Raw genomic sequence first — 26,669 nt, 5'->3', positions numbered from 1 at the left:
TTAAACAGGTTGATTGGAACGTAAGGTGCGAGACTCCTGCGGGAGCAGCGGGACAGGTGAGACCCCGCAGGCGAAGCCGAGGAGGCTCAGCGCCCGCCCCGCGGAAAGCGAGCATCCTGTAGTGGAAATCAACCCCCTTGTTCACTAACAAAAAAGGTTGGGAAAGGACCTAAGATTAAATACATGTTTAAAAGAAGACTATCCATTCTATACGTGTTTCTACTAAAAAACTCTTAAGCATTCTAAAATGGTCATAAAAAGAATCCTAGGAATGATCGAATCCTGACTCGTAATTGAATTTATTTCCTATTATAATAATAAATAGGCATATGAAATCTAACACCATTGAGAAGAGAATTCTTTAATTATCAGGAGGAAATCATGGGAAGATTGGTACATTTTGAAGTTCATGTGGATGATATGGATCGGGCAAAGAAGTTTTATGGAGAGGTTTTCGGATGGTCATTTCAAGATTGGAGTGAGTTTGCAGGAATGCCTTACTTCGGGGCCGTAACAGGTGATGAGAATGAACCCGGGATTAATGGTGCCTTGATGCAGCGCCAAAGTGCACCGCCAGAAGCGAATCAACCTTTAAATGGATTTGCCTGTACAATGGGAGTGGAAGATTACGACTTAACGGAATCTAAAATCCTTGAGAATGGCGGCAAGGTCGCGATGCCTAAATATGCCCTGCCTGGAATGGCATGGCAAGGATACTATGTGGATACCGAGGGCAATGTTATCGGAATCCATCAACCTGATGAGAATGCAAAATAGAATTGAATTCCTACGTATGCAGTACATAAATCCCCCTGGTGTAAATACATGCGGGGATTTTTTAATAGGCTGGAGCCAGAAACCGGCATGATAAAGGATACATAACAACTGTTATTCCAAATCCAAAGGTCTTTTCGCAACTATACATCCAAAAGCTATTGAAGCTATCATTTTAGTATGTTAGTATAAAAAACAACATAATAACTACCTTTTAAATTCGGTCCAGAGAGGCTGAAAAGGGCTGCACGATATAATGATCTCTAGTTTTATATCTATACGTAACTAGTCTTTTCATGCCCTTTTGTCTCTCTGACGAAAGGGCATTTATTTTGTTTAAAAAGCAGCTTTACATGAGTACCTCTTTTAATTGTAGTCCCGTGAGGCTTCAAAAGGGGATGGACATTCATACATCCATTCCTCGAACAAGAGAGTGATAACACAAAAAACACTGGAGATTATCGTAAAAAAACAGTAGTCGCATCAGTAGCTGGTTTAACATTAGAAGGCATGGATATCATGTTTTTATCATTTGCAATGTCAATGATCATTGCGGAGTTCCACATTGACCTGGCAGCGGGTGGACTTATTTCTTCCATCACGAATATTGGGATGTTATTGGGTGGAATTATCTTCGGAGTTCTGGCAGATAAATTTGGCCGCGTGAAGGTCTTTACTTATACAGTATTATTGTTTGCGGTCGGTACAGCTTTGACAGGGTTAGCAGCCAATATTGAACAAGTCTATATCTTTAGATTCATCGCAGGCCTGGGTGCCGGCGGAGAATATGGAATTGGGATGGCGCTTGTGGCTGAAGCATGGCCAAAGGATAAGCAGGGGAGAGCTTCTTCTTATGTAAGTGTCGGCGCACAATACGGTGTCATTCTCGCAGCCTTGCTGAGCGCAATGATTCTGCCATCACTAGGTTGGAGAGCATTGTTTTTCGTCGGTGTAGTACCTGTTATTTTTGCCTTTATTGTGAGAAAGAACCTGGATGAGTCACCGGAATGGCTGGCTGCCCAGAAAGCTAAAAGAGCTGAAAAAGACAACAAGGGTAAGCTGGCTCAGCTGTTTGCTACTCCTCGTATTACCATGACGACCATTGCTCTAAGCCTTATCGCAACAGTTCAGATTGCCGGATATAATGGATTGATGATCTGGCTGCCATCCATGCTGCAGCAATCACAGGGCTTGTCTGTTTCCGGATCTGCACTATGGACCATCAGTACAGCGGTCGGGATGATCATCGGCATGCTGACTTTTGGCCAATTCCTGGATCGATTTGGGGCAAAGTCCGCTTTTGGAATCTTCCTGCTGGCCTCTGCGTGTGCTGTATTTTTATATTCCTATGCCACTGGAAGCGCGGGTGTCTTAATAGGAGGCGCAATCGTCGGATTTTTCTCAAATGGAATGTTTGCGGGATACGGAGCATTAATCAGCAGCTATTGTCCAGTTCAGATCCGCAGTACGGCAACGAACGCGATTTTCAACTTCGGCAGGGCGCTGGGAGGACTTTCACCCATCCTAGTCGGTTATATTCTGCAAAGCTATGATATGACAGTAGCGATGATTTACCTGGCGGCGCTTTATTGCGTTTCCTTTATGGTCATGCTTACACTCAACAACAGGCAGGTTCATACGATTAAAGCAATGAAGCCTGTTGAAAAGTATGAATTATAAGTAGAAGTACCGCTAATGAAATTTATAGAGCCTAATCCTTATTGTATGGATTAGGCTTTTTTTATTACAAAAAGATTGGAATTTTTAATACGTGTCAGGCAGGAAACTTACAATAACTTTTGGCTGAAATGGTCCAGAGCTTCATTAACAAGATCCATATCGTATATTTTTTTCTCCAAACAGAACTGGATGACCAAATCACATGTGTCACTGTCTGACAATGAATAGCCTGCAGCGCTTAAGAGTTCATCTGTGTCTTCCTTGTTTAGTTCCAGTGCCAAAGCAAGAGCGATAGCGGTATTTTTGCCTGGACGATATTTTGGATTGGATCTGATTTTGGAAAAATGTCTGCGGTCAATTCCCGCCCTTTTGTAAATTTCTGCGTCGCTAGTACCTTTCTTATCAATAAATCCAAATAATACTCGATTTAGAGTTGGTTTGCGGTTCTTATGTATAAACTCTTCCAAATCCTCATGACATGAGTCTTCAAGAATGCTGTTCTCTATTCGATTAAGTGAGTACTCAGCACTCAACGTAACTATTTGTAAATGAGTTTCTATATACTTCTCTATTTCTATGAAAATCTTTTTATTGAGCATGCGGTTCGCCTCCTCAAAATGTCGCTTGGCAGGCGACCAAATTATTTGTACATACAATTAAAATTATAGCATGAGCAAAAGGGAGGATGATTGGCATGAATCAGAATTTAACAGAAATAGTTTTCTTGCTTGACAGGAGCGGGTCTATGGCAGGCCTTGAAAGTGAAACCATCAATGGATTCAATTCTTTAATTGAAAAGCAGCGCCGCCTAGAAGGGGAAATAAACGTGACAGCAGTACTTTTTGATGATCATTACGAAATGCTTTGGAATGGCATTAGTGCAAACGATACAAAATTAACGACTAAGGAATATTATGTTAGAGGATGTACGGCCCTGTTGGACGCAGTCGGAAAGACCATTTTGGATGTAGGCAGCAGATTATCGAAAACCAAAGAGGAACAAAGGCCGGGGAAAATAATTTTTGTGATTACGACTGACGGAATGGAAAATGCAAGCAGTGAATTTACCTATGAAATAGTAAAAGAACTCATTAAACACCAGCAAGAGAAATACAGCTGGGAATTCATTTTCCTTGGCGCTAACATGGATGCTGCAAAAGAAGCGGATACGTTAGGTATAGGAATGGATCATGCATATAACTTTGAAGCGTCAAGTCCTGGTGTTGAAAGTATGTATCGTATGGTCCAGGAGGAAATATCGGAAAGAAGGATAAATGACATAGGGCGAGGGAGCAAGAGATAAGAAGATGGGTATGGTTATAGAAGCAAGGTAAGTAAAAGAGACCTTCAGTTTCTATTCTATTAAAATCAAAAACCTCTTTTAGAATGTTGAGATTGAACTATCATACTAAAAGAGGCTATTTTCAGTCTATTTCCACGGCAGCAGTTTATTCTCCAGCCACTGTAGTCCCCTGTTAAATAGCAAGCCAAGCAAGGAGAGTAACAGCACACCAACCATCAGTTTAGTTGTAATCATTAAATTCCCATAATGCAAGACCATTGCACCAATCCCTTGCTGGGCAGCGATCATTTCAGCCGAAACGAGCAAGAGCAAAGATGTTCCCGCTGCAAGCTTTAAGCCCGCAAATATCATGGGCAGGGAACCAGGCAAAATGACCTTTCTGATCACATTTACATGATTCGAACCGAATGTTACGGCAGCTTTGATAAGAACTGGATCTACATTTTTAACCCCTGAAAACGTATTAATCACAACTGGGAAAAAAACTCCCAGAGCAATGATTGTGACCTTTGGCATTTCACCAATCCCGAACCACAAAATGATCAAAGGCAAGAGAGCAATCTTAGGAATTGGATAAATAGAATACACAATTGGTGTAACGATCGCGTCTGTCCATTTTGAAAAGCCTACAATTAATCCAATGGAGATCCCAAGAACTGCTCCGATTACATAACCAATTCCGACACGGTAGAGGCTGGCAAAAAGGTTCTTGAACAATTCACCGGTGATCATCATATCCCATGCATCCGTTAAAATGGCAGAGGGTGCTGGTAAAAACAGCGGAGGCACAATATTTAATCTGCAGATAATCTCCCAAAGTACCAACAAGCCGGTTATACCGAGTACAGATGCGTACCTGGGAATCTTCTGTTCAAGAAATGCAACACGATTTGTAATGGATTGTCTAGGTTCAGTTATCATGTCAACCCTCCAGTAACGCTTCTTGGGCATCATGACGAATGAGGTCCCAGATTTGATTAGAATACTTTTCGAATTGTTCTCTATTCTGTACGCTGTCTCTTCCCGTTTTTGGCATATCGATCTGAATGATTTGTTTGATTGTCCCTGGGTGCCTGGACAAAACAATCACCCGGTCAGCCAAATACACGGCTTCTTGGATATTGTGGGTCACATATAAGGTACTCAGCTTCGTGCGGTTCCATATCGTCAGCAGCTCCTCCTGCATCAGAGTGCGTGTTTGGGCATCCAGGGCAGAAAAGGGCTCGTCCATCAGGAGCAAATCCGGTTCTATGCAAAGGGCTCTTGCAATCCCGGCCCTTTGCTTCATTCCTCCCGATAGTTGTTTCGGATAAGCCTTCTCAAAACCATTTAACCCAACCATATTTATATAGTGCTGGCCCTTTTCCTGGATTTCTTGTTTACTGGCTCCTTTTTCCTCCAGACCATAGACCACATTTTCAAACACAGTACGCCATGGAAATAAAGCTATTTCCTGGAATACGATGGCCAAATTCGGTTTATCATTAGTACCTTCAAAATAAATCGATCCATCGGATGGAGACAGTAATCCGCCAACAATATTGAGCAGAGTTGATTTTCCGCAGCCGCTTGGCCCGACTAGAACGATAAATTCCTGATTTTCAATGGAAAAATTAATATTCTGTAACGCAGTCACTTCGCGTTTTGAATCGATAAACGTTTTGGCTACGTTCTCAACGACAATTCTCATGAAATCACTTCCCTAGTTCCTTTAAAGCTTGTTCCAATAATTCTGTATTGACAATCTCTTTTGTATCAATCGCTTTATCAATTAACTTCTCTTTTGCGTACCAATCTACTTGTGTCTTGATATTTTCCTCGAGCAGCTTGCCATCACGGTCCATATACGGCAGGCCTTGTTTAATTACATCTGGCTCCTGGTCGGTATACTTCGCTATAATGTTGATCACTTCATCATAATTTTCCCCGGGTATAAGTTTTCCGTCTTTTTTCGTAAGTACCGCATCATAATAGTAACGGGCAGCTTTAGCATATGCCTTTAAAAACCTTACAGCTACATCTTTATTATCGGCGAATTTTGGAGAGAAAAAGACTCCGGATGTCTGATATTCAATTTCTTCTCCCACCTGTGAAATGACTTTGCCGTACCCCTCTTTAACAACGGTTGTAATATTCGGCTCGTTTAGTAACACTGCATCAACCTGCTTACTCTTTAAAGAGTCCATAAGCCCTTTTATACTGTTAAGGGGAACGACTTCAATATCGTCTAATCCTAAACCATAGTTTTCAATGACTCTGCCAACCATATAATGATAAGTAGAGCCGGTTTGAGTGATACCAATTTTTTTGCCCTTCAATTCTTTAACGCTTTTAATCGATGAATCAGAGGGCGCTAAAATAGCAGAAGATGAATACCCCTCCTGCTCTCTGCCCTTATCGGCTACAATTACAAGTTTTTGCCCGCCTGCAACCATATTGTACAGGCTTGCTGTTATTCCTGTTGCTCCAACTTCAACACTTCCACCTGCTGTTGCAACCGCAATCGGCTGGGCAGCCTCAAACCATTGTGCCTTAGCATCTATGTTTTCCTCTTTGAAAAAACCCTTTTCTATTCCAATAAAAAGCGGTGCCGAACTAGTTAATTTTAGCATTCCAATATTAATTGATTCTCTTTTAGATTCTTTCCCAGAACCGTTCCCGGCTTCTTCGGCGCCTTGTTTTCCACAGGCAGCTAAGGAAAAGGATAAAACTACTAAAATACTACAAAAAAGAATGAAAGATTTTTTCACAACAATCCTAACCTCCGTGTCTTAAATATCAGTTTCTAAAGGTAAAGTATATTCCTATTCTTCATAATTTTGCAATAATTTATTTTGAATATTAAACTTTCTTTTCGGAATATGACAAAAAACACTTGTATGCTTCCATTTTTCCCTTTGCCATTCCCTGATTTAGTTTCGGGGATTCATACGGTAATGTAGAAAGGCAGCTAACCTATTGGCAGCTGCCAATCTCTCATTTATATGAAAAGAAATAAAATGAGCAGTGCCTGATTTGCAGAGATCTTTAGCATAGGACCAGCCCTATACTTTTTTTAATTACAAAATTCAGTTCTTTTACTTGCTAGATTTATAATAGAACTTGGACAGCGCTTACTAGATTTGAAATAATAGAGTTAAACGTTTTGTTTTTAGGAGGATTCGGCGTGGCTATCACACTTACGATGTTAGTATTAGGGATGTTATTAGGGTTTATCGGAGCCGGGGGTTCCGGCTTTATCATTGCAATCTTAACCGTAATTTTTGGAGTGCCGATTCACACAGCCCTAGGGACTTCGCTTGCTGCGATGGTGTTTACGGCTTTGTCAGGATCATACAGTCATTACCGACAGGGCAATATAGATGTGAAAACGGGGTTGACGGTCGGAGGCTTTGGTGCCGTCACTGCGTATTTAGGTTCCAAACTAGCGGTATGGATTCCGGTCGATTCCCTGCATTGGCTGACAGCGGGAATGCTGTTTTTATCTGCAATCATGCTTGTGATTCGATTGTTCATTGTAAATAAAATTAAAGATAAGAATGAAGAGGACACGCCAGCTCCAGGCATCCTGTTATTGCGTGCGGCATTTGTCGGTGTATGTTCAGGCGTTTTATCCGGTACGTTCGGTATTGGATCCGCGCCTTTCATACAGCTGGGATTACTGGTTGTGATCGGACTTTCTGTCAAGAAATCAGTCGGGACAACTATGCTCGTGATCCTGCCGATTGCATGTGCCGGCGGAATTGGCTATTACTTTGAAGGATATTTTGATGTCATGCTGCTTCTGCAAGTATTGGCAGGAACGATGATCGGTTCATATATTGGGGCTAAATTTACAAATTATGTTCCGCTTCCGGTTCTAAAAAGCGCCATGGTACTCACTCCGATCCTGGCCGGTGCCATTCTTCTTATAAGTTAATTCAAAAAAAGGCTGTAAGCTCTTCTTTTTAAAGGGCTTACGGTCTTTTATCATTTAGCGGAAGTGTTAGAGGGCACTTGGTCCATACTAGAAATAAATGGAGAACCGGAGGGAAATATGAAACGAGGCAGATTGAGTCTACAAGCCATAATCATTATATTTGTTTGTATCGTCGTAGCTTTTTCACTTGGCATTACAGATTTGCTGATCAGCCACAGAGTTACTTCAAGTGTTGAAGATACTCAAAAGGAAAAGGCGCTGGATGTGGCACGAATGGTTTCCCAAAGCCCGGCGGTAATTCATGCTTTGGACGGGAGTGTAAATAAAAATGAAATTCAGCCATTTGCGAATCAGATAAGGAAGGTAACCTACGTAAACTTCGTTGTGGTTATGAATATGGAAGGCATACGTTTGTCCCACCCTCAGTCTAATGAAATTAGGAAACATTTTAGGGGAGGAGACGAGGGGCCGGCACTTCAAGGGAAAGAATATGTTTCGTACTCCAAGGGTACTCTTGGCCATTCCATGCGGGGTTCACTCCTGTGAAGGACTCAAATGGAAAACAAGTGGGAGCTGTAGCAGTCGGCATTTCATTGGAAAATGTCACAAAAGCCGGATGGGCATCCTGATTGGCACTCTTATAGGAATATTAGTAGACACCTGGTAGGAGCCATCGTTACATTCCGGGATAAAACGGAAATTCAATTGCTGGATGAACAGCTGACAGGGGTCCGTAATTATGCAGATGCTTTGCGGGCACAGGCTCATGAGTTTATGAACAAGCTGCATGTTATACTGGGATTAGTACGGATGGAACAATATGATAGTCTTGCGAAATATATAAATGAAACAGTTAATCACCGGGAAAATGAAGTGGCGTTCGTTTCGAAAAGAACTCAAGATCCCGTTTTAGCAGGTTTCCCTGATAGGAGAATTAAGTTATGCCAGAGAATCAGGGGCTATGTTCTCGATTGATTGTCCCCACAAATTGCCGTTTGCTGAGGATTATTGGGAATCTGGTGGATAATGCTCTTGTGGCAATAAAACACATTAAATTATTTCATAATTTGGAAATTTAAATTGACAGCGCTTTCAAACTCCCTTATACTACAGATACAAGTTAAGATGTTGTGTCGGAGATAAGGAGATACACACAGGTAAGACCTACTACAAGGTTATTTCTGTGTGTGTCTCCTTTTTTCATACAAACATCTTTTTTTGGAAAAATAGGTTATTATGAACAGGAGGAGTTAAGCATGTCGCCATTCATGGGAGAAGTAATCGGTACGATGATTTTGATTGTGTTCGGGGCTGGCATCGGCGCTGGCGGGTCACTGAATAAGTCTTATGCGAATAATCCGGGCTGGATCGTGATTACCATAGCCTGGGGTCTGGCCGTTACGATGGGTGTATTTGCAGTAGGTTCAATCAGCGGTGCACATTTAAATCCTGCGGTTACTGTGGCTCTAGCAATTAATGGTTCTTTTGATTGGGCAGATGTTCCAGGTTATATACTAGCGCAGATGCTGGGTGCTATTCTCGGATCAGCTTTAGTGTTCTTTCATTATCTGCCGCACTGGAAAGAAACAAAGGATCCAGGCACTAAGCTTGGAGTATTTGCGACAGGTCCGGCGATCCCTCATACGTTCTCAAACCTCTTCAGTGAAATCTTTGGTACTTTTATTCTAGTATTAGGCCTATTATTTATTGGGGCAAATAAATTTACAGAAGGACTCAATCCAATAGCTGTGGGGCTGTTGATTGTCGTGATCGGAATGTCGCTTGGAGGAACTACGGGATATGCCATTAATCCGGCCCGCGACCTTGGTCCTCGTATCGCTCATTTCATCCTTCCAATTCCGGGAAAAGGCAGCTCCAACTGGGGCTATGCATGGATTCCGGTAGTCGGTCCGCTGCTTGGCGGAGCCTTTGGCGCAGTATTTTACCAGGCTGTATTTGCAGGGGAAGTATCCGGTTTATTCTGGGTAGTGACTGCTGCCGTTCTCGCCATTCTTATTCTGGCTTATACTACTGGCAAAAAACAGCCTGGAGAAATAGAAGCTTCTAAGAGTATCGCGTAAAAAAAATATTAAAGGCAGGGGAGATATTGGATGGAAACTTATATCATGTCACTGGATCAAGGGACTACAAGTTCAAGGGCGATTCTTTTTAACAAAAAAGGTGAAATTGTTCATATCGCTCAAAGAGAATTCACACAGCATTTTCCAAAACCAGGCTGGGTGGAGCATAATGCCAATGAAATCTGGGGTTCAATCCTAGCGGTCATTGCCAGTGTATTATCTGAAACAGGGATTAAACCAGAACAGGTAGCGGGGATCGGGATCACCAACCAGCGGGAAACAACCGTTGTGTGGGACCGCGAAACTGGGAAGCCTGTTTATAACGCAATCGTCTGGCAATCCAGACAAACAAGCGGCATCTGTGACGAGTTAAAAGAAAAAGGCTACAATGATCTGTTTAGAGACAAGACAGGATTATTGATCGATGCCTATTTCTCAGGGACAAAAGTTAAATGGATTTTAGATAATGTTGAAGGTGCAAGGGAAAAAGCCGAGCAGGGGCAGTTATTATTTGGAACGATTGATACTTGGCTCATCTGGAAGCTTTCCGGCGGCAAGGCTCATGTGACGGATTACAGTAATGCATCCCGTACCTTAATGTTCAATATCTATGATCTGCAATGGGATAAAGAATTGTTAGATATCCTCGGGGTGCCTGAGTCGATGCTTCCTGAGGTAAGGCCTTCTTCAGAAGTCTATGCAAATACAGTGGACTATCATTTCTTTGGCAAAGAAATCCCTATTGCGGGAGCTGCCGGAGACCAGCAGGCAGCTTTATTCGGCCAGGCATGTTTTGGACAGGGAATGGCCAAAAATACGTATGGCACTGGATGCTTTATGCTGATGAATACAGGTGAAAAGGCTGTGAAATCAGAACACGGGCTGCTCACTACCCTTGCCTGGGGGTTAAATGGCAGGGTAGAGTACGCACTTGAAGGAAGTATATTTGTTGCTGGCTCGGCGATTCAATGGCTTCGTGACGGACTTAGAATGCTAAAGAACGCAAAGGATTCAGAGACCTACGCGTCCAAAGTGGAGTCAACAGACGGCGTGTATGTTGTACCTGCGTTTGTCGGGCTGGGAACCCCTTATTGGGACAGTGATGTAAGAGGTGCTGTTTTCGGACTTACGAGAGGAACAAGCAAGGAGCATTTTGTACGTGCAACCCTGGAGTCATTGGCTTATCAGACGAAGGATGTATTATCGGCTATGGAAGCTGATTCAGGGATCGAGTTAAAAACGCTCCGCGTAGACGGTGGCGCTGTTATGAACAATTTCCTAATGCACTTCCAGAGCGACATCTTAAATGTGCCGGTTGAAAGGCCTGTCGTAAATGAAACGACTGCTCTGGGAGCAGCGTATCTCGCCGGTCTTGCTACAGGCTATTGGGAAAGCCAGGAGGATATCGCCGGACAATGGGCGATTGACCGCTCCTTTGAACCAAAAATGGCTGATGAAGACAGAGACCAGATGTACAGCGGCTGGCAAAAAGCAGTGAAGGCTGCAATGGCGTTTAAATAAAAAATACAACTGATGTGTTAAGTACTGTTGGTTCCGCCCTCTGCTTGTCGATTTTGATATAGTAAACTATAATTCTTTAAATAAAAGGCCGATAAGAAAGAGAGGCGGCGTCCATGCAGAGAATATTACCAGCATCCACTTCCATTAAAGATTTTGAGAAGTTTTTAGAAAGTCCATATGAAATGGGAATTTTTCTAGATCTTCATATAGCCCAGCTGAAACATATTGCTAAAATGGCCAGGCAGCAAAATAAAAAGATGATTTATCATGTGGATTTAATTCAGGGCCTGAAAAATGATGAATACGGTACAGAATTTGTCTGCCAGGAATTCAAGCCTTATGGGCTGATCTCGACCAAGTCCAGTGTCATCCTGAAAGCAAAGCAAAAAGGTGTAATGGCGATCCAGCGGATGTTTCTACTGGATTCCCATGCTTTAGAGAAAACCTATAGTATCATAGAGCGGACAAAACCGGATTATGTAGAAGTCCTGCCGGGGCTCATGCCCTGTATGATAAAAGAAGTAAAAGACCGGACCGGGACGAACATCATTGCCGGCGGTCTGATCCGTACCGTCGAAGAAGCTCAGCAGGTTTTGAATGCCGGAGCGGAGTTCATCTCTACATCTAAAAAAGAACTCTGGGATCATTATAAAGACTAGGTTTATATTCGTTCTTGATTTTAGCACTATGTTGATTGGAGCGGAAGGCGCGAGACTCCTGCGGGAAAAGCGGATCAAGGGAGACCCCGGAGGCGCGCATGCGCCGAGGAGGCTTCCGGACCGCCCGCGGAAAGCGAGTGCCTGCTAGCTGCAACCAACAGGCAAGTGTAACAGAGCTTTATAAAAAATAAGAAGTTGTTAATCTTTAACAGGATTCAAACATATGTTATAATACTTACAAGTTAATAATTTCGGTTTGAGATTCGGAGAGACCAAAACTTAGTTATAGATACTCTATAGCCTAGTTTTGGTCTCTTTTTTTCTATATTTTTGGGTATATAAAAAATAAAGCCAGCTTAGGAGGAATTTACATGATCAGAACATTCTCATCCTTAACAAGAAACAGCCAGCTTGAAGCCATGTCGCAAGAGCCATATGACCTGTTGGTAATTGGCGGAGGAATCACAGGTGCCGGTATTGCCCTAGACGCATCCCTTCGGGGAATGAAGGTCGCTCTCGTTGAAATGCAGGACTTTGCTGCAGGAACTTCAAGCCGATCCACAAAGCTTGTTCATGGCGGGCTGCGTTATTTAAAGAATTTCCAGGTAGGGGTGGTAGCAGAAGTCGGCAAGGAACGTGCGATTGTGTATGAAAACGGCCCGCATGTTACCACACCGGAATGGATGCTTCTTCCGCTGCACAAAGGAGGGACATTTGGACCGTTTACTACTTCAATCGGACTCAGGGTCTATGATTTTCTGGCTGGAGTTAAAAAGACGGAGCGCCGGTCCATGCTTTCTAGTGCAAAAACCCTGGAAAAAGAGCCGCTTGTGAAAAGGGAGGGGCTGAAAGGCGGCGGGTACTATGTGGAGTACCGTACGGATGATGCCCGGTTAACGATAGAAGTGATGAAAGCAGCATTTGACAATGGTGCTCACATGGTGAACTATGCCAAAGCAGAAGAATTCATATACCGAGATAAGATCATTACGGGTGTCCGGGTCAAAGACATGCTGACAAACGAACTGTATGAGGTAAAAGCAGCCAAAGTAGTGAACGCCGGAGGGCCTTGGGTTGATAAAATCCGCGGCAAAGATTACGCCCAAAATAACAAACAGCTGAGGCTGACAAAAGGGGTTCATCTGGTCATTGATCAGTCAGTATTTCCTCTGCAGCAGGCGGTCTATTTTGATACGCCGGACGGCCGGATGGTGTTCGCGATTCCACGGGATGGCAAAACATATGTAGGAACAACGGATACCTTTTACGATGCAGATGCTGCCCATCCAAAAGTAACCTCAGAAGACCGGACTTACATCTTAAATGCCATCCATTATATGTTCCCAGGTGTAAAAGTTGATGAAGCAGATGTTGAATCCAGCTGGGCAGGAGTGCGCCCGTTAATTTATGAAAAAGGAAAAGACCCATCGGAAATATCACGCAAGGATGAAATATGGGAAGCAGAAAGCGGACTCATTACGATAGCAGGCGGCAAACTTACCGGATACCGCAAAATGGCAGAGTCTGTAGTTGATTTGATTGCCAAACACCTTAAGGAACAAGGGCAGGTGCTGAAAGAATCACAAACGAGAATCTATCCGATTTCAGGTGGAGATGTAGGCGGATCTAAAGAATTCAAATCTTTTGTGGCTAAAAAAGAAGTTGAGGCACTCCAATACGGATTTACAAAAGAAGAGGGCAGAATGTTAGCTGGAAAATATGGATCCAATGTGGATGAACTTTTGGCTTACGGCAGACAATTCGATAATGTCGAGACGAAACTAACACGTAGCGTTTATGCACAGCTTGTGTATTCCATAGAACACGAGATGGCAGCAAAGCCGGTCGATTTCTTCATCCGCCGTACAGGTGCACTATTCTTTAATATTGACTGGGTGCGGGAGTGGAAGGAAGAAGTAATCAAGTTCATGCAGGAAACACTGAAATGGAACAAGAAACAGACTGCCGAGTATCAAACAGAATTAGAAAAAGAACTGAAGGATGCGGTAACACCGATTGACTTACAGCATCATCATGCGGTGTGAGGGAGCTTCGGCTCTCTCTTCTTTTACATCGTCCAGTTGTTCAGATTAGAAGATTTCAACTCGCCATGCAAACCCGTATTTCAACCGGAACCAAGCTTTTACCCTCTTATTTCATTCTCAAAATAAGTCTATATAGTAAACTGTGGTAAAATAGTTTAAACTAAATTAATTTATACTTATTGAGGGTAGTAATGGAGATTTATCGGTTAATAAAAAGATTATAGAGATCTTTAAAAAAGGCTCTTTTCTAAAAGATTGTTGTTTTTAAATAAGTTCTGTAAATTTACCAATTGTTAAACAGGTTGATTGGAGCGTAAGGTGCGAGACTCCTGCGGGAGCAGTGGGACTGGTGAGACCCCGCAGGCGAAGACGAGGAGGCTCACCGCCCGCCCCGCGGAAAGCGAGCATCATGTAGTGGAAATCAAGCGCCTTGTCAATAACAACAAAGGTTGCGAAAACAGCCTTAAAAAAAGGAACTACATTCTTTTTTACAGCAGAATCTGAATTTATTGGAGTAAAAGAATTTACTTTAAATCCTTAGACCTGAAGAGAAAGTAATATATAATTGCTCAAGAACTAAACAGTTATTTCGTTTTAACGAAACCTTTATAGGAGGTGTAAATAATGATTGAATTAATTAACGAATGTTTTATTGACGCGTTAGGAATGCCGCCGAGTGACGATCAAATCAATATTGTTATGAAGAATATGCCAGCAGAATTAGTTAGCTTAGCTGAAAGATTAGGAGAAAATGACAAGGAAGTCAGAGAAGAAGTTTATGTTTGGTTAAATGAAAATATTAATGATTTTTTATAAGCGCCTTGTTATAAATACGATAGAATGAATGTTTTACATTTGGCACACAGTCAATGAGGGTAGGGAAGCTATGGCTGAAGGCAATCAATGGGTATCAGCAGCAATATTCGTGTTTCTCTATTCCCATCTGCATATTCGATAACTTACATAGTCACAAAGCATGCTCATAAAAATCATCATTTCGATTCTTATGAGCGTGTATTTGCCGATAGTAAAGGTGAAAATGTGACGGTTAATCCTTATTTACTACCTCATCCATGGAGAAAACTCTATATTTTAACTCTTTATTATAATCTATAAAGGCCATAACAATTTGATTATCTTCAGTTATTGTGACATATCTAAATTGTTCTTGATTTTCAATAGAAAGAACTGTGCCATCAGTTACCTCCATTTTTGCTAAGACATCTTCGGTGTACTCGAGTGGAAGAAAATCATCTAATCCTTCTGGTGGACAACCAACCCAATTAAAGACGAAATGTTTAATGGAAAATTGCTCGATCATAGATAGCTCTTTCTTAAATCTTAAATTATCAACTCTTACTGTTTTCAGCATCATCACTCCTCAATTAACAATCTACTTTATACCTTGAGCCTTGAATTATCAACTCTATTATGGTGACAACCTATTTACATTCTTGTTACTGGCAACGATTACGCTTGTAAGTGTGAAAACCAAGTTGCTAAGGTGTTAAAGCCTGGCATTAAGATGGTATTAGAATTACTCAGTTAAAAGGTGTCTATCAGGTGGATGTGCCACACTCACCATAAAATCAGCTTTTTATGTGTTACACTATTGGGGTTAAATTAAATAATAGTTTTGACACTATGATTAGCATCTTCTTTTTCACTTCTTACTAAGTTTTGAAGCGGATGTCATTTAATCTGAGACTTTGGTTGTATTCAAATAACTTGTTAAAAAAGATATGATATTTGGATGTAATGATTGAAAAACGGGTATTATCGGGGCTTGTTTTTTCGAATAAATCGATTTGTCAGTAGATTGTTATGACTAAAAATAGAATGGTAAAAGGGAGAAGGTTTTGCAGAAATGTCTTTAGGTTCATTCGTATTTGCTTTATCATTGTCTGAGTTTGACTATGACATGTTGAAGAATTTAGGAATTTCAGTAGGGATTTTGCTTTTATTTGTTTTATTTAGAAACATATTCACAAAGTATGTGTTTCAGTTGATTTTAAAATTGTCCAGGAAGACACCAACTGATTTTGTTACGCAAATATGTTTAGGTTTTGAACGCCCCTTAGGGTGGTTTTTCATTATTGTAGGTTTGTACCTGGCAATGGATTATTTCCCTTTCATAGAGCAGCACAATGCATTGTTTTTAAAATTTCTACGTTCAATGGTAATCGTACTAATTACCTGGGGATTGTTTAATTTGTCATCTCCTGCCTCAGGGATTTTAATCAGTGTCAATCAGAGAATCAACAATAAGATTGATTTAATTCTCATTCCGTTTATTTCAAGAGCCATCCGTGTCATCATGGTAGCGATTAGCTTAAGTATCATCGGCCAGGAATTTGATTATGATGTAAATGGATTGGTAGCAGGTCTTGGGCTAGGGGGACTTGCGTTTGCGTTAGCTGCCAAAGAAGCGGTAGGAAATCTAATTGGCGGAATCGTTATTGTAACAGAAAAACCTTTTTCGATCGGGGATTGGATCTTAACGCCGAGCGTGGAGGGAACGGTAGAAGATATCAACTTTAGAAGCACTAAAATTCGCACATTTAGTCAAGCTTTAGTTACCGTTCCCAATGCTACACTTGCAAATGAAGCCATTACCAATTGGAGCCGTATGGGGAAAAGACGAATTACGTTTCACTTAGGACTTAACTATAAAACGACCAAAGAAGAAATTCATAGAGTGGTAAATCGGATTGAAGTGTTATTAATGACTCATGAGGAAATTCATCCGGATACGATTATGGTAGCATTTGATCATTATAATGAAAGCAGTCTCGATATTCTTATCTATTTTTTCACAAATTCTACTGTTTGGGCCGAGCACGTGAAGATTAAACATGAAATCAATTTAGAAATCATGGGGATCTTAGAGGAAGAGGGAGTGGAAGTTGCATTCCCAAGCCGAACCATTTATGTAACTTCGCAATCAAGTGAAGAATTAGAGCCAATGGTATCCTATGATTGAATAAAGAGCTGCTAGCCATTGGAATATGGATTGTTTCCTTACCATTGCTGCTTATTTCTAATACATGTTCACGTTTAGGATAACGGAAGGATTAATCCAGCTTTGGTTACGGTAACAGAATAGAGATAGAGCCTACGAGGGTAGGCTTTTTTCTATGTAATAAACAGGTTGATCGTACTCAGAAACAATAATCGGAAACGGTTTCATAGATCATAAAAAAGGTTATGTATATGTAACGGATAAAATAAGAGAGGGAAGTGAAGCGGAATGGAAAGAGTTGCGGCTTATTTTAGAAATGAAAACGATGCCGAGGATGTAAGGGTCAAACTGCAGGCACTGACTGTATCAGATGTAATGGTGGATAAAGTTCCCGAGGACAACAACCGGATACTGGATATTATAAGAGATGTTTTCAGGGATGAGGATCATAGCGGTCAACATCGTCCATATATTGTTGAATTCCTGGTATCGGAAGCGGACTTTGAACAAGCGAAAGCTATCGTGAATAATAATAATGGCCATTTTCAATAAATAGTTTTACAGGAGCCTGCGCCCGGAAACGGGTTCAGGCTCCTTTCTATTTTCTCCCTTTCAATTTTTCGACAGACCATACCCCATACGAGTTCCGTATCACCGAATTAATGTTTAGTTATACAACCTTTCATTTTAGCGTAACCAATCTTACACTTTTCTTTTAAACTAACAATTTATTGTTCTTTAATTGTTAGTTAAATGTGCAGCAGCTCTGATCTTGAAACTTTAGATATGTGAGATCAGCGCCGTAGTATGGAAAGAAGTTTGTCGGCATGTCGAATAGATTGCCGGACATATTAAAATTTTTTAAAGTAATTGCTTTTTTAAATCCAAAATAAAAATATTGTAATATATCAATCCATTCTATATAATCATATTTATTAGAAATACATTTGTCCTTTTGGAGTGGAATAAAATTGAACAGATCGATAATCGTAGGTGTAAAATCAACTAAAAATCTACTTCATTACAATTGGCCGCAATGAGATAAACCTATTTAAGGAAGTCTGGAAAGCATAAAGTGAGAACATCTAAGCCGAACTCTATGACACGCTGTTTGGTACCGAATAATAGTCATCTAGGAGGAAATTCTGTGAAACGTCAACTGAAAAAGTGGAGTCAATTGAGTCTGGTAAAACAAATCATTATAGGTCTGATTATTGGCATTATCCTGGCTGTAACGATCCCAGAGATAGCAAAACCTGTTGTCATTTTAGGATCATTATTTGTGGGCGCGTTAAAAGCAATTGCACCTATATTGGTACTTTTCCTCGTCATGTCGGCGATAGCGCAGCACAAGCGCGGCCAAAAAACGAATATGAAATCGATTATCTCCCTATACCTTTTAGGAACCTTTTTAGCTGGGCTAGTGGCGGTCGTTGTCAGTTTTATTTTCCCGGTCAGCTTAACACTTACAAAGGGCGCTGAGGGTGTGACCCCTCCCGGCGGTGTTGTAGAAGTTCTCAAATCATTGCTGATGAACGTTGTGGATAACCCAGTTAAAGCCATTTATAATGCAAACTACATCGGAATTTTAGCTTGGGCAGTACTCCTTGGAATGGCATTGAGAAATGCAGCAGATACGACAAAAACGATGATTACTAATTTTTCGGATGCAGCTGCCAGACTGGTCGCATGGGTTATAAAATTTGCGCCGCTTGGAATCATGGGGCTGGTCTTTGAATCGATCACTGCAAATGGAATACATGCCTTAATGGGCTATGGAAAGCTACTTGCCGTTTTAATAGGCTGCATGGCCTTTGTTGCCCTGGTGGTCAATCCGGTCATCGTGTTTATAAATATCAGGCAGAACCCTTACCCGCTCGTATTTAAGTGCTTAAAGGAAAGTGGGATTACAGCATTCTTCACACGCAGTTCTGCTTCAAATATCCCGGTAAATATGAGATTATGTGAAGATTTAGGATTGAATAAGGATAGTTATTCAGTATCCATTCCTTTAGGTGCCACGATCAACATGGCAGGTGCTGCTGTCACAATATCTGTTTTGACACTTGCAGCGGTCCATACGCTGAACATTCAGGTGGACATCCCCACAGCCATCATCCTTAGTGTCCTGTCAGCTATTTGTGCATGCGGAGCTTCAGGGGTGGCTGGCGGATCCCTATTACTGATTCCACTGGCATGCAATTTATTCGGAATCTCTTCTGATGTTGCCATGCAAGTGGTTGGAGTCGGATTTATCATTGGCGTTTTGCAAGACTCTTTTGAAACAGCACTTAACTCATCCACAGACGTGCTTTTCACAGCAGCGGCAGAATATAAGGAATGGCGCAAAGAAGGTAAAAAGATAGATATCCATAAAGCAGCATAAAGTTGTACATCTAAAAAACTGCACCTCAACCATTAGGAGGTGCAGTTTTTCTTATGAGAAAATATCCGCTGTTGTTTTTTTGTGAAGGAGTCATTAGAAGTGCTAAATAATTGTTCAGCATCGTACAGATGCAATAAACTTTCGCTGTAGTTTGTGCGGGAAACATTGTGGAATTAAGTCCGTAACCACTGTCCAATAAAAACGGAAGGAATGTGGGACAGATTCTAATAATGAAATAACATAGCCTATTCATTTTCTCCTGTTTAAGCTGAACTGCAGTTTTTCAGGAGGAGTTAGTAAAACTAAAAAACGACAGGACTGGAATCCTGTCGTTTTTGACATGAAGAATTGTAATTGCAGATTTGTAAGACCATGAATACTTTCTACTTCACTAAAAAGTCCCGCATTCAGGGCTTTATATTAACTTGCTATTTTCTCTACATGAATTACTTCCTCAGTCTTAAAGCGTTTGCTTTTAAAGAACAAGAAAGTAATTAGTGCAGTCAAGATAATGGTCAGTGCATTACCAGTGAAGTACACACCCCAATATTTAGGGAATACGGATAGGAAGGAGAAGAGTCCGCCTACGCCGATTGAAGTCGCTTTCACGTCAAAGTATGCTAAGAATCCGCTTCCAACAGCACTTGCAAGCATTACTGCGATGAAAGGATAACGATACCTAAGGTTTACACCATAAATGGCCGGCTCGGTAATTCCTAACCATGCTGTAAATGATGAAGTAAGGGCAATGTTTTTCATTTTCTTGTTATGTTTCAGGATAAAGAACATCGTTAGTGCTGCAGTTCCCTGTGCTAATGTAACGGTATCACCGATCGGCCACAGTGTTACATATCCCAAACTTCCGGCCATTTGCAGGTTTACGCCAAGGAACAAATGATGCATTCCAGTAATAACAAGCAATGGAGAAATGAAGGCATAAACTGCACCAGCGAGTACTGGAGCAACATCGAATAAGTAAACCACTCCATCAGTAATCCAGTTGGCCCCGGTCATGGTGAGAGGTCCAATCACAATGAATGTTAAGAAAGTTGTTAAAATCAGTGCTATTGGTGACACAAAAATTAATTGTACCGCATCAGGAATCCGTTTTTTAAGCGTTTTCTCAAACCAGGCTAAAATAAAAGCTGCGAACAAGACGGGAAGGACTTGTCCCTGATAACCAACCTGTTCAATCTTGTATCCTAATACATCCCAATATTTAACCTTGCTTGGATCAGCTGCGTAATCGTAAGCGGACATTAAAGCGGGATGGACTAAAATTAATCCCAATACAATTCCTAGAACAGGATTTCCACCGAATTTTTTAACAGCGGACCATCCAATCAATGCTGGGAGGAACGTGAATGCCGCATTTGCTGCTAGGTTTATAATCTGTGAGATTCCTGCAATGCCAGTATGTACTTCTAAAACCGACTTCTCATAGAAAAGTCCCGGGTTCGCCAGAAGATTGTTAAAACCCATTAAGAGACCGGAAGCGACAATGGCAGGCAGGATAGGTATGAAGATATCAGCAAGTGTCCTAATCCCTTTTTGTAATAGGTTTCCTTTTGCACGGGTTGTTTCCTTTACTTCCGTCATCGTGCTTTCTTTGAGACCAGTCTGCTTGATAAACTCTGCATATACCTTTTCTACTAAACCAGGGCCGATAATGATTTGAAATTGACCGCTGGCAAAGAAGGTACCTTTTACAAGATCAAGCTTTTCAAGATTTTTTACGTTGACTTGATTTTTGTCATTAAGAACCAGACGCAGTCGAGTCACACAGTTGGATGCGCTTTCAATATTGTCCGCACCGCCGATGTTTTGAATAATCTGTGACAGACTATCCTTTAATTCTGACATGTTGAACACCTCTTCGTTGTATTTACTTGTATATACAAGCTCTACATTATTTTAAAAAAATTTATATGTCAAGGTGAATATTTAGAAAATATAAATTCTTGACTAATCTTTCGTCTATGCTAAATTAGGATGTGACTTGTATATACTAGTTCGATATTAAAGGAGTTTTCTACGTGAATCTAAAAGATATTCCGTTTAGTTTTTTTGGTTCTTATATGTCTATCAATTACCAGGAAAAGAAAACGGTTGCCGAATCTGGATTATATATAAATAGTTTACGAGGCAAATCAAGAAGCCATATGAATATAATGAAAATCATTCCTCTTAAAAATAATGAGCCGGTCGAATATCAATATAAAGCCGACTTTTCTGAGATTTTCTTAACATTCGATGGCGGGGAAATGTCGATCTGTTTTGACGGAGATTCCCGCATTCTTGTAAAAGGAAGAGGAGAAAATCTAGGAATCCGCTTTGACACTCAGCCTGTTTATAATTTTGAATACAATTTTCTGCTGGGTAAAAAAGGGGAAGAATACTGTATCGTCAACAGCTATAAAAACCTGACAAAATTCCTTATTTACAGTCCCGATGGAATTATTTCATTGAATCAGGATATCCACTACGATGCAGCTGGCAGCGAAGAAAAGGCGAATAACTCTTCAATCATTGAAATATCACCAAATAATAAAAACGAGTTTTTATGCGTAATTGAAGATATTCCAACCAACGCTGCTATACCAGAAAAATACGAATTTGATTTTGAAGCGAGTCTGGCTCAATCAAAGCAAAGCCTACAAAATTACTTTTCCAAGATTCCTAATGTAAAACCAGAATTCTACGACGCAGCAATGCTTGCAGCCTATACGAATTGGTCAACGTTTGTCCGGCCAGAAGGCTACTTAAAGCGAAATACGCTGTATTGTTCTAATAATCATTTCCTGGGGGCATGGAGCTGGGATCATTGCTTTAATGCTTTGGCACTTGCCGGGGTGGATAATGATTTAGCTTGGGACCAGATGGCCGTCCTGTTTGACTATCAAGATGAACTTGGTCAGATTCCGGGTTCAGTAAGTGATTCCACACTGCGCTGGAATTTTGCCAAACCTCCTGTTCATGGGTACTTCTTTAGCAAGATGATGGAGAAAATGCCTTTTACAGAAGAGCAATTATCGATAACATATCAATACATAGAAAAACAAATGAATTTTTATTTAATATACAAAGATTCCAATCAGGATGGTATTTGTGAATATCATCATGGCAACGACTCAGGCCAGGACAACAGCACAGTCTTTAGAGATCCAGTATTAGTCAACAGCCCTGACTTAACTGCCTTTATCATAAAAGGGATGGATTTATTGGCTTCTCTTGCCGAGAAAATGGACAATCAGGAACAGAAGCTGTATTGGACAGAAAAAGCAGATGCACTCATTAAGCGCTTCCTTGACTATTTCATAGTTGATGATGTGCCAGTGGCAAAACAGATGCTAAATGACGAAATCATCCAAAGCAATGGGGTATTGCCGCTTGTATCACTGGTTTTAGGAAAAAGACTGCCGGAACAAATTAGAAATAAAATGGTTGAAGTACTGACAAGCGACCGCTACTTAACAAAATGGGGAATTGCAACAGAAGCCATCGACAGCCCTGATTATGAGGCAGATGCTTACTGGAGAGGACCAATCTGGGCTCCAACCACACTGCTGTTTGTCGAAGCATTGAAAGATTGCGGCGAACATGAGCTGGCAGGGGATATAGCTGATCGTTTTTGTGAGATGGCCCGTTTAAACGGCTTCCCGGAAAATTATGAAGCCACATCAGGAAGAGCACTTAGAGATAAATCCTTTACCTGGACAGCAAGCACATTTATCCATTTTGTTTCAGAGGGACGATAATTTAATTCTTCGATATGTAAAGCATGAATTCTTTAGGGAAATCATGCTTTTTTTACTCTGGCCGAATCGTTTGCGTCTAGCAGCCACTAGGCAATTACCCACTTTTCAACGTACAAGTTGATAGTTCTTTCCCTCCGGAATAGGATGATGTATGCCTATAGCAGAGGAGTGCAATGGATGTATTTTAATGATGATTATGAAGGTTATTACAATCCCTATGGACAGGAATACGATTATTACTCATCGCCATACATGACGGAAGATTATTATGAGGGAGAATTTGGGAGGCAGTTCATTCCGGGGTTTCCTCCGCAGGGAGGAACCATGGGACCGCCCCAGGGGCCTCCTTTTGGCCAGCCGCCTTTCGGATCTCCAGGCCAGGGACAGGGTGGGCCGCCATTCGGGCCTCCAGGCCAGGGACAACAGGCCGGACCGCCGTCTGCTCCGCCGCCTTCATACATTCCAGCTCAAACGCAGCAAGCCCAAGCATTTGCAGTCGATCCCGGCAGTATTAGGAGATGCTTATTCAGATATACGTATGTGTGGCTTAGGAACCGCGAGCAATTTTGGTTCTATCCCATTTTCTTAGGCAGAACCTCTATTTCGGGTTATCGCTGGACTGGTTTCAGATGGGTGTACTTTGGAATTAGCCTGCGTCAGATCGAATCGTTTACTTGTGTGTAAATAGATCACTGTCTTTTAGCGGACAGAAATTTGCTTCTTTGATGCATGAATCCTTTATGTGGGGTTCATGCATTTTTTTTATTGGCTATGTTAAAGGTCATTGTTGATTTTTGCACGATGTTGATTGGAACGGATATGCGAGACTCCTGCGGGAAAAGCGGGGCAAGGGAGACCCCACAGGCGTCAATGCCGAGGAGGCTCCCGGAACGCCCCGCGGAAAGCGAGTGCCTGCTAGCTTCAATTAACAGCCATGCTTAACAGAGCTTTTTTATTATAAAAACCTAGAAATATGCCAGACAAACCGACATATTGCTCGCAAATGGTGTGGACTGGCTGAAACCGGAACAGGTCCAGTTTTATAACTAGTCAACAGCTCAAGAATCTATAATATTGCTTAAAGGAATTGTCATAAATCAAATGTAACCTGCCATAAAGTGAAAGAGGGGTATGTGTGATTTACACGTAAAATTCCGACTAATAGACTCGAATTAGTTGGTATATGACAGCACCAGTACTTAAAAGGAAAGGTGGATATTAGATGGCTAAATTATTTGGGACAGATCCAACATTTTACCCATCAGCAAGATCGGCAATGGAGGCACCACCGGAAAAGCTTGCCTATGTTGCATTATTAAAGCCGGATGCGATTGGAGTAGTGGATTTGGATCCTGCTTCTAATGCTTATGGACAACTGATAAATAAATTAGAGCTGCCGGAAGGATTGGAAGATGAGCTCCACCATTTTGGCTGGAATGCCTGCAGCTCGGCACTATGTCCAACCGCGTTTCATCCCCAATTAGAAAGAAGATACCTGATTGTACCGGGTATCCGTTCATCTCGAGTGTACATTGTCGATACAAAACCTGATCCGAGAAATCCGAAAATCGTTCACACGATTGAACCGGAGGAGATAAAACGCAGGACTGGATACAGCCGTCTGCATACTGTCCACTGCGGGCCGGAAGGAATCTTTATTAGCGCACTTGGTGCAGCAGCAGGTGATGGAGGCCCAGGAGGCATATTGCTGCTTGATCACTTCAATTTCAATGTACTTGGCGCTTGGGAAATAGACAGGGGGACCCAGCAGTATGCCTATGATTTTTGGTGGCATATTGCACATGATGTTACGGTAACCAGTGAATGGGCTCCGCCGGCTCTTTTTGAAAATGGTCTTAATCTGGAAGCCCTTTTAGATAGGCAATATGGTCATAAACTCCATTTTTTTGACAGCCGCACCCGCAGCCATATTGCTGAAATCGATTTTGGGGACCAGCACCAAATGGTTTTAGAGCTGCGGCCAGCGCATGACCCTCGTAAAACCTATGGTTTTGCCAGTGTAGTTATTGATGTAACCAATTTGGCCAGCTCTATTTGGGTCTGGCATCGCAGCTTTGAAGGCGAATGGAAAGCGCAAAAGGTTATTGAAATACCCGCAAAGCCCGCTGATCCCGACAAATTACCTCCTGCGCTGAAAGGAGTAGGGGCAGTACCACCGCTGGTAACCGATATGGTACTGTCACTGGATGACAAGTTTCTATATGTTTCCTGCTGGGGGACCGGTGAATTGAGACAATACGATGTCAGCGATCCTTTTAACCCAAGTCTTACAGGCGTTGTTAAAATTGGCGGAATAATTGATCCTGTGCCTCACCCATCCGGAAGCCAGATAACAGGCGGCCCGCAGATGGTGGAATTGAGCAGGGACGGAAGACGGGTCTATTTTTCCAATTCTCTGTATAGTACCTGGGATGACCAGTTCTATCCCGATGGAATTCACGGTGCAATGATTAAAGTAGATGTAAACCCGAAAGGTGGAATAACCATCGATGAGAAGTTCCTGCTTCAGTTGAAAAATGTAAGAGCTCACCAGATCAGGCTTGATGGGGGAGATTCCTCTACAGATACATTCTGCTATCCATGAGGGGAAAGGATGCATAATGGACCTATTCAATTATGATAATCAACTTATCGTAGCTTCTTTACTGGGTGCCTTCCATGGAACCAATCCTGCTATGGGGTGGTTATTCGCTGTGTTTTTGGCCGTGCAAAAAGGGGAAAGACGGGTTCTGTTATACTCTCTTGTTCCGATTGCATTTGGTCAGCTTTTAGGAGACAGCCTGACCGTTGGCTTACAAACATTTGCAAGGTTTCAATTTCCGCTTAAAACTGTACACATAGTCATTTCTATTTTGATCCTGCTCTACGGATTTTATCGGTTATTCCGCTATTATCGTCATTTCAAGTGGTCAGGTGGATTGAATGTTGGATATGGCCAGCTGGTTTTATGGTCATTTTTGGCCTCTTCAACTCATGGTTCCGGACTCTTGTTCGCGCCTTTTATTTTGAATGCAGCAGAAATAACGGACATCATTCCATTATGGTTCCTGCATGAACTGTCTATGCTAACAACGATGACGGTCATTGCCATGATTGTGTATCATTTTGGCATAGTCAGCTTCAGAAGATTTATAGTGAATTTTGAACTGGCATGGGCTGTACTGCTGATTGGTGTGGGGTTATTCCTTCTCCTGATGAACAGTTCCGTTCCAGGGCATGTTCATATGCATGGAGGAGAGCTGTTTTAAACGAGGAAACGCTGGCGTATATAAGAGGACCTGTTAAAGTGGCATGAAGCTTCTTTCGAGGCAGCTTTTTTATATAGAGAATGTTTTAGTATCATAGACTGAATGGCCGATTGCGGCCGGGATACAGCAGCTAAAGCAGGCAGGGAGAGAAAAAAGCAGTTCTGCCCTAAATGATGTGGATATGAGAAAAGCGAGTGAAGGAACAGGATAAAACGTGACACGGCAAAAATTACCGCCGGATTACGTTTTTTCTTTTTAATGATGGTTTTCATATTTTTCTATTCAAGTTGATGAGCCTATCAACAACAAATG

24 protein-coding genes are annotated in these 26,669 nt (G+C 41.7%); 18 read left to right on the top strand and 6 right to left on the bottom strand.

What is annotated here, in order from left to right:
* The first annotated feature begins 381 nt into the window (after positions 1-381).
* Both CUU66_RS11380 and CUU66_RS11375 read left to right on the top strand, forming a co-directional pair.
* Positions 382-777: a VOC family protein gene (locus CUU66_RS11380; protein WP_101642195.1), complete on the top strand. Its 396-nt coding sequence runs from the start codon at positions 382-384 to the stop codon at positions 775-777.
* Positions 778-1,182: 405 nt separating this feature from the next.
* Positions 1,183-2,454: an MFS transporter gene (locus CUU66_RS11375; RefSeq protein ID WP_257967964.1), complete on the top strand. Its 1,272-nt coding sequence runs from the start codon at positions 1,183-1,185 to the stop codon at positions 2,452-2,454.
* A gap of 107 nt (positions 2,455-2,561) precedes the next feature.
* Here the strand turns inward: CUU66_RS11375 and CUU66_RS11370 are convergent, their stop codons facing one another.
* Positions 2,562-3,053 carry a hypothetical protein gene (locus tag CUU66_RS11370; RefSeq protein ID WP_101642191.1) on the bottom strand — a complete coding sequence of 164 codons (492 nt, stop codon included), beginning with the start codon at positions 3,051-3,053 and terminating at the stop codon, positions 2,562-2,564.
* A 95-nt stretch (positions 3,054-3,148) separates the two neighbouring features.
* Here CUU66_RS11370 and CUU66_RS11365 point away from each other — a divergent pair, with 95 nt between their 5' ends.
* Positions 3,149-3,757: a vWA domain-containing protein gene (locus tag CUU66_RS11365; protein ID WP_101642189.1), complete on the top strand. Its 609-nt coding sequence runs from the start codon at positions 3,149-3,151 to the stop codon at positions 3,755-3,757.
* A gap of 126 nt (positions 3,758-3,883) precedes the next feature.
* Here the strand turns inward: CUU66_RS11365 and CUU66_RS11360 are convergent, their stop codons facing one another.
* The 3 genes from CUU66_RS11360 to CUU66_RS11350 are packed head-to-tail and all read right to left on the bottom strand — an operon-like array spanning position 3,884 to position 6,507.
* On the bottom strand, positions 3,884-4,678 hold the full coding sequence (locus CUU66_RS11360; protein WP_257967963.1) for an ABC transporter permease: 795 nt from the start codon (positions 4,676-4,678) through the stop codon (positions 3,884-3,886).
* Between the two features lies 1 nt (position 4,679).
* The gene (locus CUU66_RS11355; RefSeq protein WP_101642186.1) at positions 4,680-5,447 is read right to left on the bottom strand and encodes an ABC transporter ATP-binding protein; all 768 of its coding nucleotides are present in this window, start codon (positions 5,445-5,447) and stop codon (positions 4,680-4,682) included.
* Between the two features lie 4 nt (positions 5,448-5,451).
* The gene (locus tag CUU66_RS11350; RefSeq protein WP_101642184.1) at positions 5,452-6,507 is read right to left on the bottom strand and encodes an ABC transporter substrate-binding protein; all 1,056 of its coding nucleotides are present in this window, start codon (positions 6,505-6,507) and stop codon (positions 5,452-5,454) included.
* 416 nt (positions 6,508-6,923) lie between these two features.
* On the opposite strand from CUU66_RS11350, the gene CUU66_RS11345 reads away from it, so the two are divergent.
* From CUU66_RS11345 to CUU66_RS11305, 8 genes are all read left to right on the top strand, one after another.
* The gene (locus CUU66_RS11345; RefSeq protein WP_374702992.1) at positions 6,924-7,676 is read left to right on the top strand and encodes a sulfite exporter TauE/SafE family protein; all 753 of its coding nucleotides are present in this window, start codon (positions 6,924-6,926) and stop codon (positions 7,674-7,676) included.
* A 117-nt stretch (positions 7,677-7,793) separates the two neighbouring features.
* On the top strand, positions 7,794-8,222 hold the full coding sequence (locus CUU66_RS11340) for a hypothetical protein (protein ID WP_101642182.1): 429 nt from the start codon (positions 7,794-7,796) through the stop codon (positions 8,220-8,222).
* Positions 8,223-8,276: 54 nt separating this feature from the next.
* Positions 8,277-8,651 carry a Spo0B domain-containing protein gene (locus CUU66_RS11335; RefSeq protein ID WP_374702991.1) on the top strand — a complete coding sequence of 125 codons (375 nt, stop codon included), beginning with the start codon at positions 8,277-8,279 and terminating at the stop codon, positions 8,649-8,651.
* 281 nt (positions 8,652-8,932) lie between these two features.
* Positions 8,933-9,757: an MIP/aquaporin family protein gene (locus tag CUU66_RS11330; RefSeq protein ID WP_101642180.1), complete on the top strand. Its 825-nt coding sequence runs from the start codon at positions 8,933-8,935 to the stop codon at positions 9,755-9,757.
* A 30-nt stretch (positions 9,758-9,787) separates the two neighbouring features.
* Positions 9,788-11,278 (top strand): glycerol kinase GlpK, encoded by a 1,491-nt coding sequence (gene glpK, locus CUU66_RS11325; RefSeq protein ID WP_101642178.1) that lies wholly within the window; start codon positions 9,788-9,790, stop codon positions 11,276-11,278.
* Between the two features lie 113 nt (positions 11,279-11,391).
* Positions 11,392-11,937 carry a glycerol-3-phosphate responsive antiterminator gene (locus tag CUU66_RS11320; protein ID WP_101642176.1) on the top strand — a complete coding sequence of 182 codons (546 nt, stop codon included), beginning with the start codon at positions 11,392-11,394 and terminating at the stop codon, positions 11,935-11,937.
* 371 nt (positions 11,938-12,308) lie between these two features.
* Complete coding sequence (locus CUU66_RS11315; protein WP_101642175.1) at positions 12,309-13,982, top strand: glycerol-3-phosphate dehydrogenase/oxidase; 1,674 nt, start codon at positions 12,309-12,311, stop codon at positions 13,980-13,982.
* A 624-nt stretch (positions 13,983-14,606) separates the two neighbouring features.
* Positions 14,607-14,798, top strand: coding sequence for a hypothetical protein (locus CUU66_RS11305; protein ID WP_101642172.1), 192 nt, complete (start codon positions 14,607-14,609; stop codon positions 14,796-14,798).
* A gap of 232 nt (positions 14,799-15,030) precedes the next feature.
* On the opposite strand, the gene CUU66_RS11300 is transcribed toward CUU66_RS11305, so the two are convergent.
* On the bottom strand, positions 15,031-15,354 hold the full coding sequence (locus tag CUU66_RS11300) for a hypothetical protein (protein WP_101642170.1): 324 nt from the start codon (positions 15,352-15,354) through the stop codon (positions 15,031-15,033).
* Between the two features lie 495 nt (positions 15,355-15,849).
* Between CUU66_RS11300 and CUU66_RS11295 the strand changes: the two genes are divergently transcribed.
* The 3 genes from CUU66_RS11295 (at position 15,850) to sstT (ending at position 19,330) form a co-directional block, all read left to right on the top strand.
* Positions 15,850-16,965 (top strand): mechanosensitive ion channel family protein, encoded by a 1,116-nt coding sequence (locus tag CUU66_RS11295; protein ID WP_101642167.1) that lies wholly within the window; start codon positions 15,850-15,852, stop codon positions 16,963-16,965.
* Positions 16,966-17,232: 267 nt separating this feature from the next.
* A complete protein-coding gene (locus CUU66_RS11290; protein WP_101642165.1) occupies positions 17,233-17,496 on the top strand; it encodes a hypothetical protein in 264 nt (87 codons plus the stop codon).
* Positions 17,497-18,091: 595 nt separating this feature from the next.
* Positions 18,092-19,330, top strand: coding sequence for a serine/threonine transporter SstT (sstT, locus tag CUU66_RS11285; protein WP_101642163.1), 1,239 nt, complete (start codon positions 18,092-18,094; stop codon positions 19,328-19,330).
* Positions 19,331-19,750: 420 nt separating this feature from the next.
* Here sstT and CUU66_RS11280 read toward each other — a convergent pair whose 3' ends face one another.
* A complete protein-coding gene (locus CUU66_RS11280; RefSeq protein WP_101642161.1) occupies positions 19,751-21,193 on the bottom strand; it encodes a PTS transporter subunit EIIC in 1,443 nt (480 codons plus the stop codon).
* Between the two features lie 173 nt (positions 21,194-21,366).
* Between CUU66_RS11280 and CUU66_RS11275 the strand changes: the two genes are divergently transcribed.
* The 4 genes from CUU66_RS11275 (at position 21,367) to CUU66_RS11255 (ending at position 26,357) form a co-directional block, all read left to right on the top strand.
* Positions 21,367-23,088 (top strand): amylo-alpha-1,6-glucosidase, encoded by a 1,722-nt coding sequence (locus tag CUU66_RS11275; RefSeq protein ID WP_101642159.1) that lies wholly within the window; start codon positions 21,367-21,369, stop codon positions 23,086-23,088.
* 177 nt (positions 23,089-23,265) lie between these two features.
* Positions 23,266-23,772, top strand: a complete 507-nt coding sequence (locus CUU66_RS11270) for a hypothetical protein (protein WP_257967962.1) — start codon at positions 23,266-23,268, stop codon at positions 23,770-23,772.
* Positions 23,773-24,310: 538 nt separating this feature from the next.
* Positions 24,311-25,693: a selenium-binding protein SBP56-related protein gene (locus CUU66_RS11260; protein WP_101642154.1), complete on the top strand. Its 1,383-nt coding sequence runs from the start codon at positions 24,311-24,313 to the stop codon at positions 25,691-25,693.
* A gap of 16 nt (positions 25,694-25,709) precedes the next feature.
* Positions 25,710-26,357, top strand: a complete 648-nt coding sequence (locus CUU66_RS11255) for a hypothetical protein (protein WP_101642152.1) — start codon at positions 25,710-25,712, stop codon at positions 26,355-26,357.
* Positions 26,358-26,669 lie beyond the last annotated feature (312 nt).

Origin of the sequence: Peribacillus deserti, from assembly GCF_002863585.1 — a bacterium.
GTDB lineage: Bacteria > Bacillota > Bacilli > Bacillales > DSM-1321 > Paraperibacillus > Paraperibacillus deserti_A.
Note: the sequence above shows the minus strand (reverse complement) of the source record. Positions and strands in the feature narration are given on the sequence as shown.